Source organism: Phragmitibacter flavus, assembly GCF_005780165.1.
GTDB lineage: Bacteria > Verrucomicrobiota > Verrucomicrobiia > Verrucomicrobiales > Verrucomicrobiaceae > Phragmitibacter > Phragmitibacter flavus.
On the sequence record NZ_VAUV01000001.1, the window covers coordinates 214,611 to 230,715 of the forward strand.

Consider the following 16,105-nt stretch of genomic DNA (forward strand, 5'->3'; position numbering starts at 1 on the left):
CGTTTTTATTCAAAGCGGACCGCATTCACGCCCATCGTCATTCCCTCGCGCACCACGCCCTCAAGGTCGATCAACGGCAGCGGCTTCACCACCCGCCCCAACGGACGACAACCAGGTCCAACTCCATCCAGACCGAGATCATCTTCCATCGTCAGCGCCAGCTGTTGCAACTTCTCCACCACCTCCGGATGCTGACCATACACATCGTTTTGTTCCCCCAAATCATCGCCCAAATGATAAAGCTGCTTCTTGTCAAGGTGCAGCTTCCATGGACCGAAGCGCACCGCCTCCATGCGAAATCCGCGATAATAAAAAAAGTGATCCCGCGGAGCCTTGCCGTCCACCGTCCCCGCCAGCACCGGCCAGATGTCTACGCCGTCGATTTTGCGATCCGCCGACAACTCCACACCCCCCAATCTTGCCACCGTCGGCAATAGGTCCATCATGCTGGTGATCTCGTCCGTGCTCGTTCCCGCAGGAATTTTGCCCGGCCACCACGCGATGGTGCCCACCCGCATGCCACCCTCCCAGGTCTCCGCCTTGCCGCCTCGCAATGGACCATTCTTCGACCCATGCCGCACCGAACCCCCATTGTCCGAGGTGAAAATCACCAGCGTCTTCTGGTCGAGCTTCAACTCGCGCAAAAGGTCCAGCACCTGGCCCACACTCCAATCCACCTCCATCGCCCAGTCACCAATCGCCCCATTCGGCGATTTCCCGGCAAACTCCTCCCGCGGATAAATCGGAAAATGCACGGCGCTGTGCGGCAGGTAGAGGAAGAAGGGCCGGTCCTTGTTTTGCTCAATGAATTCCCTCGCCTCCATCGTGTAATCCAGCGTCAGCTCATACTGTTGCTCCGCCTTCACGCGATTGATCACCTGCTCGTTGCGCAACAACGGCAGCGGCGGCTGCGCTGTGGCTTTGATGCCAGTTTCATCGTCCTTCCGCGGCGGCACATTCAGATTGGGACTTTGATTCGGATTCGGATTCTGTTTTGGACGCGGACGCGCACGCGGCTTGGGCGGCGGCTCCCCTGGGTTATTTTTGGCCCCATCGGCCACGGTGCCCATGTCATTCGAATAGGGGATGCCGTAAAAATAATCGAACCCCTGTCGCGTCGGCAAAAACTCCGGTTGATCCCCGAGGTGCCACTTGCCGATGCAGGCCGTGGCATAACCCGCCTCCTTCAAAACATCCGCCATCGTCACTTCGTCTGGATGCAGTCCCACCGCCGCCGCAGGAAACAACACATGCGGAATCGGCAATGCCCGTTTCGGATAACACCCCGTCATCAACGCCGCCCGCGAAGGCGAACATACCGGCGCCGCATAATGACTCATCAGTTTGCGTCCCTCTGCCGCCATCCGGTCAAGATGGGGCGTTTTGGTTGTCGAACCAAATGGCCCAATGTCCGCATATCCCAAATCATCAATGTTGATGACGATGATGTTCGGTTTCTGTTCCGCCGCTCCTCCCGTCGATATCAAGGCTGCATTCAGCAGAAGCACCAACATCGGCCCGGTCCACCGGAGCCCGTTCATCACAAGAGAATTTAAAAAAGCCGACACGCCCTCACAACGTCCCCAAGCTCGCCGTCTTTCCCGAAATCAAAAAATCCCGGTCCCAGAGCAGCCGATGTGGGCCGCCATTAACTTCCCCAGCACTCAACCCACCGAACGCAAAGTCCGCTCACCCTCTTCGATCAACTTCCAAAAATTCTTCGACTCGGCCAACGCCTCGTCTTCTCCTGCGCTGCCAAGGTTGCTGCGGAACAAGAAATCCTTCAGCGAATTCTTGTGCAACACCCGGTGAATCTTCACATGCGTGCCCTCAACGGCGAAATAAATCCGGTAATCCCCAGCGCGGCAGCGGAACAAACGGGTTTCACCGCGTTGGATCACCCCATAACGGCCTTCCAGCCGGTTGTTCTCAAGATCTTCAGGCTGAATGTTCAACGCCTCAAGCAGCGTGAACTGAATCTGATTCGAAAGCTGGGAAAGCTCCGCAGCGCTGATCTCATTGAAAATGATTTGGAGCATGTGGCGCAACCTAGTCGTATCCAGCCTACAAGAAAGAGGAAAAGTGCAGTCTTTGACAAAAGCGCATCCTCCTGCATCTTGACCACCCGTTTTTAACCCGAGGAATTACTCTCCCTTCACCCTCCTGACCGTCCCTTGAAACGCATCCTTTTTGTCTGCACCGGCAACACCTGTCGCAGCCCGATGGCGGAAGGCCTGTTCCGCAAAATGGTGGAAGGCCGTCCCGATTACGAAGTCGCCTCCGCCGGCGTCTCCGCTTACCCCGGCGACCGCATGAATGAGCACACCGCCACCCTCCTGCGCAGCGAAGGCATCGACGTCAGCCAATTCCGCAGTCAGTTGCTGACTCCGGAACTCGTCGCCAGCGCCACCCACATCTTCACCCTTGCCAACGGTCATCTGCGCACCCTGGAAAACCTTTTTCCTGACGCCGCCGGCAAAGCTTACCTGCTCAGCGAACTCTCACCCGACGATCAATTGCGAGGGCGCGACGTCGCCGACCCCTTCGGTTCCGACTTCCCGACCTATCAGGAAACCCGCAACCTCATCAACAAGCTCCTTCCCACCGTTCTCGCTTACATCGACCAGACATTCGACAACATCACGCCCACCAACGCCAACGCCATGCACGCCAACGCCACCCTTGAAGCCACCCCCATTCCCTCCGCCAGCAGCGCCTCTGTTGCCATTCACAAGCTCGCCATCGGAGCCGACCACGGCGGAGTCGAACTCAAGGACGCCCTCGTCGCCCATTTGAAATCCCAAGGTCACGAAGTCACCGACGTCGGCACCCACGGCAAAGACTCCGTCGATTATCCCGATTTCGCCGATTCCGTCGCCGCCAGCATTCTCAGCGGAGCCTCCGACGCCGGGATCCTCGTCTGCACCAGCGGCATCGGCATCTGCATCGCCGCCAACCGCCATCCCGGCATCCAGGCCGCCACCGTGCGCGAGCCCGAGGAAGCCACCCTCACCCGTCAGCACAACAACGCCAACGTGCTCTGCCTCGGCGGTGCCAAAACTCCAATCGAAGACGCCATCAAAATTGCCGACGCCTTCCTCGCCACCCCCTTTGCCGGAGGCCGTCATGCCCGCCGCGTCGGCAAAATGAACGACCTCTCCCATGTCGCCGCCGAAATCGTCCGCCACGGCGATCCCCTCGTGGCCGACATCATCATGGCCGAGGAAAAACGCCAGCAGAGCAACATCGAACTCATCGCCAGCGAAAACTTTGCCAGCCGCGCCGTTCAGCTGGCCCAAGGCTCCTGCCTCACCAACAAATACGCCGAAGGCTACCCCGGCCGCCGCTGGTATGGGGGTTGTGAAGAAGTCGACAAGATCGAACAACTCGCCATCGACCGCGTGTGTGAAATCTTCGGCTCCAAATACGCCAACGTGCAGCCCCACTCCGGCTCCCAGGCCAACGCCGCCGTCTATTTCTCGGTGCTCAAACCCGGCGACAAAATCCTCACCATGAACCTCGCTCATGGAGGTCACCTCACCCACGGTCACAGCGCCAACTTCAGCGGCAACTTTTACGAAGTCACCCATTACGGCGTGAGCGAAAAAGACGAACGCATCGACTACGACGCCCTCGCCGAACAAGCCAAACAGGTGATGCCCAAAATGATCACCGCCGGTGCCTCCGCCTATCCGCGCATCATCGACTTCGCCCGCATCGCCGAGATCGCCAAGTCCGTCGGCGCCTACCTCTTCGTCGACATGGCCCACATCGCCGGCCTCGTCGCCGCAGGTGTGCATCCATCACCGATCCCCCACGCCGATTTCATCACCAGCACCACCCACAAAAGTCTGCGCGGACCTCGTGGCGGTATCATCCTCACCAACGACGAAGCGTTGTCCAAAAAGATCAACGCCCAGGTGTTCCCTGGCGTGCAAGGCGGACCTCTCATGCACGTCATCGCCGCCAAGGCCGTGTGTTTCCTCGAAGCCCTTCAACCCGGCTACAAGGAATACCAGCAGCAGATCGTCAAGAACTCGCAAGCCCTCGCCGCCGAACTCAGCCACCTCGGCTACCGCATCGTCAGTGGCGGAACCGACAACCACCTGATGCTCGTCGACCTCCGTCCTCGCGGCCTCAACGGCAAAATCGCCAGCGAAACCCTCGATCACGCCGGGATCACCGTGAACAAAAACGGCATCCCTTTCGACACCGAGAAAATCACCCTTGGCGGTGGTATCCGCATCGGAACTCCCGCCGTCACCACCCGCGGCATGAAGGAAGACGAGATGAAACAAATCGCCCAATTCATCCACGAAGCCCTGGAAAACCGCGAGAAGCCGCAGGTGCTGGAAATCATTCGTCAAAACGTCATCGCATTGAACGAACGTTTCCCCTTGCCTTAAGCGTCAAAACCAAACCAAGGAGGGGCGGTCTCCAGACCGCCGTCGTTGCCATCAAATCCAAAGTCGTCTTGCGGGTCAGAAATTGACCCGTATGATGACCAATAGTATCTTCACTCATGAGCAGCATCGAAGAAATTGAAGAAGCGGTCGAGCGACTCTCCTCCAAAGAACTATCCACTTTTCGGAATTGGTTCTCTGCTTACGACGCCGCCCATTGGGATGCCGCGATTGAAGTCGACATCGCATCTGGAAAGCTTGATTCATTAGCTGACGAAGCCCTTTCCGACTATCGCTCAGGAAAAACTCGTCAACGATGAAACATCTGGCGACACCGCGGTTCTGGAGCGCTTATGATCAGCTCCCGGCAGCAGTTCGTGCTGTGGCAGACGCCAACTATGAACTGCTAAAAAACAATCCGTTTCATCCCTCTCTCCATTTTAAGAAAGTGGGCAGGTTTTGGTCGGTGAGAGCAGGACTTAAATACCGCGCATTAGGAGTCCAAGAGGACGACACGATCATCTGGTTTTGGATCGGAAGCCATTCCGATTACGACAAGCTGATTTCATAAATCTCACCCGCAGCCGATAGCGCGCCACTTTCGTCCCATCCTTGGTCGAAAGGTCTGGGGCACTCCTCCAGTATCTCTTGCCAGATTCGCGATGATCTGGTGAGATGTCTACATGAGAGGCAAGTCTGTATTAAGCTTGGCCAAATGGATTTTCGCCATCACGGTTCTCGCGTTGGTCACAGCGTCGCTGCTCGTGCCCATCGTCGGACGCATTTCCGAACCCGGGCATCTGACCAAAAGCATCAATAACTGCCGCCAGATACTCCTTGCCCTGCAAATATACGCTGCAGATCACGATGGCCGCTATCCAACCGGGGAAACCGCCAACGTAGCTTTCCGCGAGCTTTTCAAAAACGAAATTTTAGAGACCGAGTGGATCTTCGGCGGACGCATCAGCCCTTATCAAGATGATGGCCGCATCGGCGAATCCCCCGATTTCAAACATGCCCTCGAACCCGGCGAAAACCATTGGGCCATGACTCAAGGCTTAAGTAATGCAAAGGAACTCGCTTCCATTCCCGCCGTCTTTGAAACACCCGTTAAAGCCGAATGGCCCCCAAAATGGAACGCCGATGCTGCCGAAACGCCCGTCAAAGGTCGCAGTTGGAAGGGCGGCAAAATTGTCATTGGCCTCAACGACGGCAGCGTCGCTCTCCACGATTTAACCTCCTCATCCGGGACCTCCGTCGGTCTCGCCCCGGCAAAAGGTGAAACCCAAAACCTCTTCGAAAAAGCCATCCATCCCATCCACTTCCCCATCGGCAAGATCTTGGACGTCGAGTAAGTATAGTCCCGCTCACCGATAAAAATCACCCTGCGCTCACGTAGTAAGCCTCGATGCAAGCCTGCCGCGATTTCCAAAACACCCGGCTCCTCTCCCGCCGCTCCATCCTGCGAGCCGGTGGCATGGGCCTGTTTGGCATGACCCTGCCGCGCATGATCTTCGCCGAGGAAGCCGCCCGCAATCCCAAGCTCATCGCCAAGGCCAAAAACGTCATCTTCCTGTTTCAATGGGGCGGCCCCAGCCATCTGGAAACGTTCGACATGAAACCCGATGCCCCCAGCGGCATCCGTGGCTTTCACAACCCCATGAGCAGCAGCGCCGACGGCATCCAGGTCAGCTCTTTGCTCCCCAAAACGTCCAAGGTGATGGACAAAGTCACGCTCATCCGCAGCCTCCATCACAAGATGAAGAACCACAACTCGGCTGGCTACTACGCCCTCACCGGACACGCCCCGCCGAGCGACGACCAACGCCTCAAAGACACGCCCGATCTCTTTCCCGCCTACACCGGCGTCGTCGACCGCATGCTGCCTTCCCGCAGCGAAGTCCCCAGCAGCGTCCACCTTCCTTACGTCGTCAGCGACGGCACCCAAACCCCCGGTCAGTTTGCCAGCTTCCTCGGCAAACCGCACGATCCCTTTCTCGTCACCCAGGATCCCAACGACCCCAAATTCGCCCTGCCCGAACTCAGCCTGCCTGAAGGCGTCAGTTACGAACGACTCTCCGCCCGCCGCGAACTGCAACAGATGATCGACTCCCAAAGTCGACTCATGGAGCACTCCGCCGCTGCGAAAGGACTCGACGGATATTACGAAAAAGCACTCTCCATGCTCAACAGCACCCAGCTGCGCGAAGCCTTCGACCTCTCCAAAGAATCCGACAAAACCCGCGACGCCTACGGTCGCACCACCTACGGCCAAAGCTGCCTGCTCGCGCGTCGTCTCGTCGAAGCCGGCGTCAAATTCGTCACCGTCACCTTCGATCCCACCATCGGTGGCCAGAGCATCACCAACGGCGGTTGGGACACCCACGGCTTCAACGACACGCGCATGTTCCCCATCATCGAACAGCGCCATCTGCCCATCACCGAGCAAACCCTGCCCACGCTGCTCACCGATCTCGATGAACGCGGACTTCTCGACGAAACCCTCGTCGTCTGGGTCGGTGAATTCGGCCGCACCCCGCGCATCAACAAATCCATCAGCCGCGACCACTGGCCCTTCTGCTACACCGCCCTCCTCGCCGGCGGCGGCACCAAACGCGGTTTTGTTCACGGTGCTTCCGACAAAAACGGCGAACATCCCGCCGAAAACCCCGTCACTCCCGACGACCTCGCCGCCACCATGTATCATCTGATGGGCGTCGATCCCCACACCGAAGTCCACGACGCCGCCAACCGCCCCGTCCCCCTCAGCTACGGCAACGTCATCAACAACGTCATCGCCTAAATTAAGCAGGGGAGCACGCGGATCGCTTCGCGGCTTCGCAGCTTGCATGTCGTTCCCGGCATCCTGCCGGGAGCCTCCCCAAACCACCCGCAACTCCATCATCACGCCGCCAGGGCGCGCCTGCTTCTGCGCAGCAACAAGACCACACCAGCCAACCCCACCATCAAAGCCCCGGATGGCTCCGGCACCGCAGTAGGCGTTGCAAAGCGCAGCTCGTTCACTTCTGCCGCCGTAGACTGTCCAAAATTCGAAGTGAAATTCACCACAAAACTGGCCGCCCCAACATAACTCTGGCTGGTGGCGAAAGTCTGCCAGCTAGCCGTCAGCGCCGCACTTCCCGTCTCCGTTCCCATCAACAAATCATTGCCGTCAAAAAATGATACCGAGAAATCTTGCATGCCATTGTCGGTCAGCGCGCCAACCCTCGTCCACAATTCAATCGCCGTGATCTCCGGCGCCGGAACCGTAAAGTCGAAATTCCAGCTGTCGTTGCCATCAGCGAGAATCACCGCACCGGACGTGTTGGCGTTCGATCCATCGCCAAAATTCGCCAACGAATTCCAAGGCTGATAGGCCACATCCGTGCTCAAAATCGCATCCGAAGAGATAAACACAAAATCTGTCCCTCCGACCAAGTATTGCGCCATCAAACTGCCGCTTGAGAGCACCGTCACTCCAGCCATCGTCAATAAGTATTGCTTAAGTCTTTTCATTGGACTGTTCTCAGTTGATGTTTCCCTGCCTCCATCAAGAAGACTCCCGCGTTTGCTGGAATCCTATCGCGCATCCGCTGTGACTACAGGGCAATGCACCAAAATCAAGCATAAGTAAATCAGATTCTGGTTTCAAAACAGCGATCCTTTGCTCATGCATGTTCGCCTGGAAAGATGTTAGGGGCTCCATCCGCGTGCACCCCTTGGACCCGCCCTCGTCCTGGTCAGCGTCAAACTCAACTTCTTCCCTTACCAGCCTGACTTTACAATCTTCTTACAAACCCCTGACAGCAAGCTGACACCTTTCATGGCATCTTGAAGCAGGATGGAGCTGTCCAAAAACAACGCACCCATACTGCCATGAAAATCCAAAGCCTATCTGCCAGTCTCCTCGCCATCCTTGCCTTCGCCAGCTCCGCTTCCTCCGCGACTCCCGGCCTGCAAATGACCACGGAACTCGCCCATCCGCGACTCCCTGCCGACAAAAAAATGACCGCCTACCTTAAGGTTGGCCTGCTCGGTGACGAACCCCCCGCCTCCAAAAAACGCCCGCCTGTCAACGTCGCCATCGTCATCGACAAATCCAGCTCCATGGCCGGCGACCGCATCCGCGATGCTCGCGAAGCCGCCAAACAAGCCATCGACCTGCTCTCCCCTGAAGACATCGTCTCCGTCGTCGCTTATGACAGCACCGTCAAAACCATCTCCAGCGCCGCCCCGCTCAAGGACCCTGCCGCCGTCAAAGCCGCCATCGATAAAATTCAGGCCGGCGGCATGACCGCCCTTTTCGCCGGCGTCAGCAAAGCCTCTGAGGAACTGCGCAAACACAAAAACCCCGATCAAGTCAGCCGCATCATCCTGCTCTCCGACGGCATGGCTAACGTCGGCCCCGCCACCACCGAAGAACTCGGCCGGCTCGGCGTCGCCCTCGCCAAGGAAAACGTCAGCGTCAGCACCCTCGGACTCGGACTCGGTTACAACGAAGACCTCATGACCGAACTCGCCCTGCGCAGCGATGGCAACCACACCTTCATCCAAGACAGCGCCGCCCTCGCCACCGTCTTCCAAAGTGAATTTGGCGACCTCCTCTCCATCGTTGCCCAACGCCTCCAAGTTCGCATCCAATGCGCCGAAGGCATCCGCCCCGTCCGTGTGCTCGGCCTCGAAGCCGACATCGAAAATCAAACCGTCACCCTCAACCTCAACCAGCTCTACGCCCAACAACAACGCGCCATCCTCCTCGAAGTCGAAGTCCCCGCCGGTGCCAAAGACACCGATGCCGATGTCGCCAGCGTCACCGTCTCCTACATCGAAAACGCCACCGGCAAAGAACAGCAAATCTCCAATCGCAGCGTCGCCCGTCGCGTCAGCGATGCCGCCCTCGTCGTCGCCAGCCTCAACAAAAGTGTCATGGAAGACGTCGCCATCCTCATCGCCACCGAGAAGGAAGCCCTCGCCGTCAAACTCAACGACGAAGGCCGCCACGCCGAAGCCATGAAAGCCTACACCGACGCCGCCGTATGGACCGCCCAACAAGGCAAAGACCTCCAGTCCGAAAAACTCAACCTTCTCAATACCAGCCAGATCCAACGCCAGGAACTCTTCAAAGAAGGCGGAGCCAGCGCCAACCAAGCCCGCAAAATGTCCAAAGAAGCCGACGTCAAAAACCGCATCGGCAAATCCCTGTCTAGATAGCGTCCGCGAACCATGGAGCGCCGACGTTTCGTCGGCCTTCAGTGCATTATCATCTAGTCGGACCACCGACGTGTCGTCGGTGAACAGTTCAACAGCCAAGACTCCCAAAACCCCGCAGTCCCAAACCCAACAAATCCTCGTCTCGTCCCACCCCCTCTGCTAAAACTCCCCTAAGTAAATCATGCCCGTCCGCGCCACCCTGCTTTTTCTCTTGCTGGTCGCCGCCCCGCTCCTGCTCATCGTCTGGCTCGGCGGCATGCTGCTTCGTCAACAAAACGAACACACCCAGCGCACCTTCCTCACCATCAGCCGGGAACGCCTGCTTAATCACCAACGACTCATCGAAGAAGAAATCCGCCGTCTTGAAGGCGCCTTTGACACCCTCCTCCTCGAAACCCCTTCGACCTCTGAAGCCCTGCGCGAACTCCCCCGCGAGCAGCCCCTCATCCGCCACGCTTTCCTTCTCGACTCCAACAACCAACTGCTCTTCCCCCCCAGCGCATCCGCCGATCCCAACAGCGAAGCCTCCGCCTTCCTGCGCCGCACCGAATCCGTCTGGGAAACCGGCCTCAAACCTTCCGCCGCGCTGAACGAAGCCGAAGCCGGCTCCAACGTCATCTCTCCCCAGCGTGCCGACACCAGCTCCAATTCCAGTTGGACCATCCTCAAACAAACCACTCGCGGCCCCGCCATCACCCCTTCACGCAACCAAGGCAAACCTGCCGCAGCCATTTCCACCAACGTCAGCAGCGGCTGGCACCTGTGGTTCCACGGCAACGGACCACGCCTGCTCTTCTGGCAGGAAAAATCCAATCGTCAGATCGTCGGCCTCGAACTCGAAATGCCCGCGCTGATCTCCCTCCTCATCAACCGCCTCTCCGATCCCACCCTTACCCCCGTCGCCGGCCTCATGCGCCTGCTCGCTGCCAACGGCCGCAGCGTCCTCCACCAATGGGGCAACGGCAACGGCGACACCAACACCGCCCTCCCATCCATCGCTGAAATCCCCTGCACCGCCCCCCTCAACATGTGGCGGCTCGACTACCTTCCCGACCCCGACGAAACCCCGCGCATGGAAGCCCTCCCCATCCTGCTCGGCAGCGGCGGCGCCTGCCTCGCCCTCATCACCGTCGCCATTCTTTTCCATCGCGACAGCACCCGCGAAATGCGCGAAGCCCGACGCCGCGTTTCCTTCGTCAATCAGGTCTCCCACGAACTCAAAACCCCCCTCACCAACATCCGTCTCTACACCGAGCTCGCCCAGCAACAAGCCGAACAGACCAACGACCCCGACATCAACCGCCACCTCCAAGTCGTCGAAGCCGAAACCTCCCGCCTCAGCCGCCTTATTCACAACGTCCTCACCTTCGCCCGTCAGCAACGCGACCAGCTCACCGTCCATCCCAAACCCACGCTTCTCGATCCCATCGTGCAACGCGTGGTCGAAACCTGGCGACCCACCCTCGAATCCAAAGGCTTCACCGTCCAACTCGAAACCAACGCCCCCCAAACCGGCAACCTCGACCCTGACGCCATCGAACAAATCCTCGGCAACCTTCTTTCCAACGTCGAAAAATACGCCGCTGACGGCCAGCACGTTCTCATCCGCACCCAACAGGACTCCACCCATCTCCATCTCATTGTTGAAGACCGCGGACCCGGCATTCCCGCCGCCCAGCTCGACTCCATCTTCGCCCCTTTCGTCCGCGCCCGCAACGACCTCACCGAAGGCGTCAGCGGCACCGGCATCGGCCTCACCATTTCCCGCCAGCTCGCCCACCTGCATCACGGCACCCTAACCGCCACCAACCTTCACCCCGGCACCCGCTTCACCCTCACGCTCCCAGCAGTCGACCTCAGATAACTTCCGACCTCCGACCTCCCACTTCCGACTTCCATGAAAATCCTCATCGCCGAAGACGACCAGCACACCCGCGCCGCCCTCTGCGAAGTCTTGCGTGGTGAAGGCTACACCACCATCGACGCCCCCGACGGTCGCGCCGCCCTTGAACTCTTCCATCAACACCAGCCCGACTTCATCTGCCTTGATGTCATGATGCCCCATCTCGACGGTTATGAAGTCTGCCGCCAGGTCCGACGCAAAAACGCCCAGGTCCCCGTCCTCTTCCTCACCGCCAAAGCCGAAGAAATCGATAAAGTCCTCGGCCTCGAACTCGGTGCCGACGACTACATGGCCAAACCCTTCGGCGTCCGCGAAATCCTCGCCCGCATTCGCGCCATTACCCGCCGCACCGGCCTCCTGCAAAAAATCGACGGCATGGAGCAGCCCTTCACCATGGAAGACCTCCGCATTGAACCCGCTGAACTGCGCGCGTATCGCGACACCACCGAAATCCCTCTCAGCCTGCGCGAAGTCAAAATCCTCCGACTTCTCTGGCAGCGACGCGGCAAAGTCGTTGATCGCGACACCCTCACCGACGAAGCCTGGGGCGCCGACTACTTTCCTGAAAGCCGCGCCGTCGACCAGCAAATCTCCCAACTCAGAAAACGCGTCGAACAAGACCCCGCCCACCCCCGCCTCATCCGCACCATTCATGGAGCAGGCTACCGGTTTGAGTGACCAAAAATCAGCTGCCATTTTTTACAGCTACCGTTGTCTTCAGGAGGGGAGGTCCCGCTGCGCTGGCCAATCGAATCGCCAATTCTTTCTGTTGTGCCTTTTGGAGGCTCAAGTCATCATTCCAAGGCCAGCCCTTGATCACGGCATGTTTTGGCGGTGGCTCATGTGAGTGCACTTCAAGCAGAATCTGCCTCACTGAACCTGCTCGGATAAATGCAGCTCCGTAAAGTGTTCGTTCTCCAGCAGCATGGTGTCCCATCCTCCAGAGCTCTTCAACGGGTTCATCCCTACAACGAGAAACGGAAGTCTCTTGATCCTTAGGATTTGGTAGAAAGGCCGCTGGTTTAACCATCACACTGTTGTAGTGCCCGCTTTGAGTTAAAAACCTCGCGAGTTCTTCTTGGTCGTCGACGACCTCAGGAAGTCCAGACTCGAGCATGGTCATACTACAGAATCGATCTAATTCCCTGTTCAATGCGCGCCGGTATTTTCCAGCCATCGAAAAAAGCTACCGCATGCCCTTTGTCGGAGCCATCCAGCCAGGCATAAGAAAGGCGCGAACCATTGGAAACACTAAGGGAGAAAAGACGATACCTGGAACGAATCCAGTCGAACGAGATCGACCCATCAGGTTCAGGGGCAACTTCAGGCATTGGGATACCCACAGGCAGAGCCCTGATCAGTGAAACCGCGCATCCTACCGTCAATTCATCAATAGGCATCGCTCCGTCGCCATCCCAATCAGGCAGAGCGCAATCATCTGCGAGCTTCCAAACTTCAGACATTGTGGTGGTTTGTGAGCCAAAAAGCGATTCTGCCCGCTCCGCATTTGAAACGACTTCCCGGGCAGCGCTCTGAACTGCCTGTGCCTCATTCGATACGGCGCTTCCGCCGAACGCAAACATCTGCATGGCAGCATAACCTAACCCAAGTTTCGATACAGATTCAGACATGATTCGGTGAGAGTGTTCTCAAAAATACGATTCTTCAGACTCCTTAATGACATAATCTGTTCGACAATCCAGCCCCAATTCTCAATTTTTCCATATTCTGCGTGATAAACGCCTATGTCAAAAATCATTGGCAACGCGCTTCCTTCTATTTGTTGGCTCGCCAACACTATATTGGCCTGGTTGCCAGTGCCTTTTTCTACAGCGGAGTGTTGATGCAAAAAACCAGAAAATTCCAAATTGCTTTGTTCAGGCAATTGGGGGCTGATCCTCAAGAAATCCGTGGTTTCCAACGCTCCGCCCCGGAGAGGTAGGTTTAACCGGTTGATATACCGAAGTCGAATCCCTTTCACTTGGATCGGAGCAGTCAGGTCAACGAACAAACTCCACGTTCTTTCAATCTCCATCACGTAGTCGTCGAGGTTTGAGTAGGGTGCCAGCCGATTAAATGAAAATCCTTGTGTTCGCACCTGCACGAGCTGGTTCTTGTCCACTTGACGGAATTGGAATGCCTGGATCTGCCGGATTCGGCGATGCTTGGCCGGTCCATCGGTATTGGGTTCAAATTGATGCTGTTCGACAACTTGCGTCTGAAATATTGGGTAACGATCACCGAAAGCCGACCGCGCTTCTGCTTCCAGGGTCAAAAGGTTGAAATTGACCGGCATATCACAGTCGATGTCCACGACAGCTTCCACAATAGGGGGGGAAGAAAGCCTTAGATTGTTTTCGCTCATTGACGGCATCTTATCTAAGATTTGATCTTTGAAAACTCCATTCAGAGGGGCATCAAAAGTCATTCAAAGGGGAGAATGGCACCAAATTCACTAGCTGCTCCTCTACAAGTTGCCTGTTGCATTGTCTCTCATCGGCGCAACAGGCTTTTTGTCTCATTGCCAATGGCATCAAATGCAGCATCTTTTCTCCACCTATCGCCATGAAAACGTCCCTGGTGCTACTCATCCTTTTCTGCCCGTTATTGAACCACGCAGCGGAAAGGGTTTTCGTCGGTGTCGATGCAGGACAACAACGCATCGACAACGGTCCGTCCATTACCCTGCGATGGTGTCCACCAGGAGAATTCACCATGGGCAGTCCCGAAACCGAACCGGGACGCGACAACTATGAAAAGCCTCATCGAGTGAAACTCACCCACGGCTTCTGGCTTGGCGAAACGGAGGTCACGCAAGGTCAATGGCAAACCGTGATGGGCCTTACCTTGAAAGCCCAAGCCCAAAAGATGCTCGATGATGAAACCCTTTATCCGCAGGGCGGCAAGATGATCACCCTGCGGGAAGGTTTGAAGGCCATCGGCGGACGCAAAGTGCTCGACAGTGTGACGGCCGCCAAATCTCCAAACATCCCCATCTATTACGTGAGTTGGGACGACGCGATGGCATTCTGTGCGAAACTCACGGAAAAAGAACGTCAGGCCGGACGCCTGCCAGACGGTGCCATCTACACCCTTCCCACCGAAGCCCAATGGGAATACGCCTGCCGCGCCGACACCACCACCGCCACCTATGCGGGACCTATGCGGGACCGATGTTGGTGCTTGGTGAAAACAACGCCCCTGTTCTGAACGACATCGCCTGGTATGGGGGCAACAGCAGTGTCGGTTACAAAGGCGCTGGCTGGACCACTCCCAAATGGCCCAATCAAGCCTACCCAGGAAAAGTCGCCGGGCCTCGTCGTATCGGACAGAAAAAAGCCAATGCCTGGGGTCTGAAAGACATGCTCGGCAACTTGTATGAATGGACCTTGAACTTCACCTATGATTACCCCGATGGCGAACTCGTCATCGATCCCACTGGCCCGGCCACCGGCAAAAACCACCCCTATCGCGGCGGCGCATGGAATCATTACGCCGTGCAATGCCGTGCCGCCAAATCCTACGAAGGACCGCCCACCTTGCGCGGCAACAATCTCGGGTTCCGCGTGGCTCTGGTGATGAAATCAGGGCCGTAGGATTGCCCGCTTGCCAGAACGAGGCACGTTTGGGTAAACTTCGTGAATGTCCATGAACTCACCCACCCATCTCTCCGGCGAAATCACTGCCATGGAACTGCATCATTGGCTCGACAGCGGAAAACCCTTGATGCTGATCAACGTGATGGGGGAGGGGTGTTTTGCCGAAACCCACATTCCAGGTTCTGCGCGCGCATGTGTGTATGAAACAGCCTTCCTTGATCAAGTGGATCAACTCAACCCAGACACCGGAGCCTCCATCGTTGTGTATGGCAACCACTCACAATCCCTTGCCTCCCAAGTGGCCGCAGAAAAACTGCTGGCTGCTGGTCATACTCATGTCTATGATTTCAGGGGCGGCGTGGATGACTGGATTGCCGCCGGGTATGAAATTCAAGGCGAAGGTCCAAAAGCGACCCCTCCCGACCCACTCTCGGGAACCTTCAATCTCGACACAGATCGCAGCGTCGTGCGCTGGACCGGTCGGAATCTTCTCAATCACCATGAAGGCACCGCGCCATTGGTGGCCGGCGAAATCGAAGTGAAATCAGGCGAACTGGTGCGCTGCCACTTTCAGGTCGACCTGCGATTGATTACCTGCGCCGATCTCACCGATACCAGCCTGCGCACCATGCTCATCCACCACCTGATGGACGCCGATTTCTTTGATGTCGCCAAACACCCCACCGCCGAGTTCACCAGCACTTCGGCAAAGCCGTTGAGTGAAGCCACCCCCGGCATGCCCAACTATGAACTGACCGGCGATTTCACCCTGCGCGGCCAAACTCACTCCATCACCTTCCCCGCAGTCATCGGTTCTTCAGATCCGAACACCATCGCTGGCCAGGCCGAGATCGACCTCGACCGCACCCGCTGGGGTGCCCTTTACGGCTCCGGCAAATTCTTCGACCGCCTCGGCGGTCACCTCGTCAATGATCTCATCCACCTCCATTTGAAGATCGTGGCCAACTTGAAAGACTGACCAGTTAACA

The 16,105-nt window shown here is 57.4% G+C and carries 17 protein-coding genes; 11 read left to right on the top strand and 6 right to left on the bottom strand.

Annotation, left to right across the window (positions count from 1 at the left end; all coding sequences use genetic code 11):
• Window positions 1-5: 5 nt before the first annotated feature.
• Window positions 6-1,541: a sulfatase family protein gene (locus FEM03_RS00950; RefSeq protein WP_206170785.1), complete on the bottom strand. Its 1,536-nt coding sequence runs from the start codon at window positions 1,539-1,541 to the stop codon at window positions 6-8.
• A 123-nt stretch (window positions 1,542-1,664) separates the two neighbouring features.
• A complete protein-coding gene (locus FEM03_RS00955) occupies window positions 1,665-2,039 on the bottom strand; it encodes a type II toxin-antitoxin system RelE/ParE family toxin (RefSeq protein WP_138084298.1) in 375 nt (124 codons plus the stop codon).
• 135 nt (window positions 2,040-2,174) lie between these two features.
• Between FEM03_RS00955 and rpiB the strand changes: the two genes are divergently transcribed.
• The 5 genes from rpiB to FEM03_RS00980 all read left to right on the top strand — a co-directional run bounded on the left by rpiB (window position 2,175) and on the right by FEM03_RS00980 (window position 7,206).
• Entirely contained in the window at window positions 2,175-4,406 is a 2,232-nt protein-coding gene (gene rpiB / locus FEM03_RS25765; RefSeq protein WP_138084299.1) for a ribose 5-phosphate isomerase B, read from the top strand.
• A gap of 116 nt (window positions 4,407-4,522) precedes the next feature.
• Window positions 4,523-4,723: a hypothetical protein gene (locus FEM03_RS00965; protein ID WP_138084300.1), complete on the top strand. Its 201-nt coding sequence runs from the start codon at window positions 4,523-4,525 to the stop codon at window positions 4,721-4,723.
• Window positions 4,720-4,974, top strand: a complete 255-nt coding sequence (locus FEM03_RS00970) for a ParE family toxin-like protein (RefSeq protein WP_138084301.1) — start codon at window positions 4,720-4,722, stop codon at window positions 4,972-4,974. Before FEM03_RS00965 ends, FEM03_RS00970 begins: the two co-directional genes overlap by 4 nt.
• Window positions 4,975-5,110: 136 nt before the next feature.
• Complete coding sequence (locus tag FEM03_RS00975; protein WP_138084302.1) at window positions 5,111-5,758, top strand: type II secretion system protein; 648 nt, start codon at window positions 5,111-5,113, stop codon at window positions 5,756-5,758.
• A 53-nt stretch (window positions 5,759-5,811) separates the two neighbouring features.
• Complete coding sequence (locus tag FEM03_RS00980) at window positions 5,812-7,206, top strand: DUF1501 domain-containing protein (RefSeq protein ID WP_138084303.1); 1,395 nt, start codon at window positions 5,812-5,814, stop codon at window positions 7,204-7,206.
• 101 nt (window positions 7,207-7,307) lie between these two features.
• Here the strand turns inward: FEM03_RS00980 and FEM03_RS00985 are convergent, their stop codons facing one another.
• Window positions 7,308-7,919 (bottom strand): PEP-CTERM sorting domain-containing protein, encoded by a 612-nt coding sequence (locus tag FEM03_RS00985; RefSeq protein WP_138084304.1) that lies wholly within the window; start codon window positions 7,917-7,919, stop codon window positions 7,308-7,310.
• Window positions 7,920-8,279: 360 nt separating this feature from the next.
• On the opposite strand from FEM03_RS00985, the gene FEM03_RS00990 reads away from it, so the two are divergent.
• The 3 genes from FEM03_RS00990 to FEM03_RS01000 all read left to right on the top strand — a co-directional run bounded on the left by FEM03_RS00990 (window position 8,280) and on the right by FEM03_RS01000 (window position 12,195).
• Window positions 8,280-9,614 carry a vWA domain-containing protein gene (locus FEM03_RS00990; protein ID WP_138084305.1) on the top strand — a complete coding sequence of 445 codons (1,335 nt, stop codon included), beginning with the start codon at window positions 8,280-8,282 and terminating at the stop codon, window positions 9,612-9,614.
• Between the two features lie 181 nt (window positions 9,615-9,795).
• Window positions 9,796-11,478 carry a sensor histidine kinase gene (locus FEM03_RS00995; protein WP_138084306.1) on the top strand — a complete coding sequence of 561 codons (1,683 nt, stop codon included), beginning with the start codon at window positions 9,796-9,798 and terminating at the stop codon, window positions 11,476-11,478.
• Between the two features lie 33 nt (window positions 11,479-11,511).
• Entirely contained in the window at window positions 11,512-12,195 is a 684-nt protein-coding gene (locus tag FEM03_RS01000) for a response regulator transcription factor (RefSeq protein ID WP_138084307.1), read from the top strand.
• Window positions 12,196-12,202: 7 nt separating this feature from the next.
• On the opposite strand, the gene FEM03_RS01005 is transcribed toward FEM03_RS01000, so the two are convergent.
• From FEM03_RS01005 to FEM03_RS01015, 3 genes are read right to left on the bottom strand one after another with little or no spacing between them, the layout of a single operon-like run.
• Entirely contained in the window at window positions 12,203-12,640 is a 438-nt protein-coding gene (locus FEM03_RS01005; protein ID WP_138084308.1) for a hypothetical protein, read from the bottom strand.
• A gap of 1 nt (window position 12,641) precedes the next feature.
• Window positions 12,642-13,148 (bottom strand): hypothetical protein, encoded by a 507-nt coding sequence (locus FEM03_RS01010; protein WP_138084309.1) that lies wholly within the window; start codon window positions 13,146-13,148, stop codon window positions 12,642-12,644.
• Entirely contained in the window at window positions 13,118-13,945 is an 828-nt protein-coding gene (locus FEM03_RS01015; RefSeq protein WP_138084310.1) for a TIGR04255 family protein, read from the bottom strand. The genes FEM03_RS01010 and FEM03_RS01015 overlap by 31 nt, the downstream gene beginning before the upstream one ends.
• A gap of 137 nt (window positions 13,946-14,082) precedes the next feature.
• On the opposite strand from FEM03_RS01015, the gene FEM03_RS25470 reads away from it, so the two are divergent.
• The 3 genes from FEM03_RS25470 to FEM03_RS01030 are packed head-to-tail and all read left to right on the top strand — an operon-like array spanning window position 14,083 to window position 16,095.
• Entirely contained in the window at window positions 14,083-14,727 is a 645-nt protein-coding gene (locus FEM03_RS25470; RefSeq protein WP_138084311.1) for a formylglycine-generating enzyme family protein, read from the top strand.
• The gene (locus FEM03_RS25475; RefSeq protein ID WP_166442525.1) at window positions 14,691-15,113 is read left to right on the top strand and encodes a formylglycine-generating enzyme family protein; all 423 of its coding nucleotides are present in this window, start codon (window positions 14,691-14,693) and stop codon (window positions 15,111-15,113) included. The genes FEM03_RS25470 and FEM03_RS25475 overlap by 37 nt, the downstream gene beginning before the upstream one ends.
• 52 nt (window positions 15,114-15,165) lie before the next feature.
• Complete coding sequence (locus FEM03_RS01030; RefSeq protein ID WP_166442526.1) at window positions 15,166-16,095, top strand: YceI family protein; 930 nt, start codon at window positions 15,166-15,168, stop codon at window positions 16,093-16,095.
• Window positions 16,096-16,105: the final 10 nt, after the last annotated feature.

Coding starts and splice junctions, on each gene's coding strand:
- FEM03_RS00950 (WP_206170785.1), bottom strand. CDS start 1,541: ATGAACGGGCTCCGGTGGACCGGGCCGATGTTGGTGCTTCTGCTGAAT.
- FEM03_RS01000 (WP_138084307.1), top strand. CDS start 11,512: ATGAAAATCCTCATCGCCGAAGACGACCAGCACACCCGCGCCGCCCTC.
- FEM03_RS00990 (WP_138084305.1), top strand. CDS start 8,280: ATGAAAATCCAAAGCCTATCTGCCAGTCTCCTCGCCATCCTTGCCTTC.
- FEM03_RS00965 (WP_138084300.1), top strand. CDS start 4,523: ATGAGCAGCATCGAAGAAATTGAAGAAGCGGTCGAGCGACTCTCCTCC.
- FEM03_RS00995 (WP_138084306.1), top strand. CDS start 9,796: ATGCCCGTCCGCGCCACCCTGCTTTTTCTCTTGCTGGTCGCCGCCCCG.
- FEM03_RS01030 (WP_166442526.1), top strand. CDS start 15,166: ATGAACTCACCCACCCATCTCTCCGGCGAAATCACTGCCATGGAACTG.
- FEM03_RS01015 (WP_138084310.1), bottom strand. CDS start 13,945: ATGACTTTTGATGCCCCTCTGAATGGAGTTTTCAAAGATCAAATCTTA.
- FEM03_RS00955 (WP_138084298.1), bottom strand. CDS start 2,039: ATGCTCCAAATCATTTTCAATGAGATCAGCGCTGCGGAGCTTTCCCAG.
- FEM03_RS01005 (WP_138084308.1), bottom strand. CDS start 12,640: ATGACCATGCTCGAGTCTGGACTTCCTGAGGTCGTCGACGACCAAGAA.
- FEM03_RS00980 (WP_138084303.1), top strand. CDS start 5,812: ATGCAAGCCTGCCGCGATTTCCAAAACACCCGGCTCCTCTCCCGCCGC.
- FEM03_RS00985 (WP_138084304.1), bottom strand. CDS start 7,919: ATGAAAAGACTTAAGCAATACTTATTGACGATGGCTGGAGTGACGGTG.
- FEM03_RS25470 (WP_138084311.1), top strand. CDS start 14,083: ATGAAAACGTCCCTGGTGCTACTCATCCTTTTCTGCCCGTTATTGAAC.
- FEM03_RS25475 (WP_166442525.1), top strand. CDS start 14,691: ATGTTGGTGCTTGGTGAAAACAACGCCCCTGTTCTGAACGACATCGCC.
- FEM03_RS01010 (WP_138084309.1), bottom strand. CDS start 13,148: ATGTCTGAATCTGTATCGAAACTTGGGTTAGGTTATGCTGCCATGCAG.
- FEM03_RS00970 (WP_138084301.1), top strand. CDS start 4,720: ATGAAACATCTGGCGACACCGCGGTTCTGGAGCGCTTATGATCAGCTC.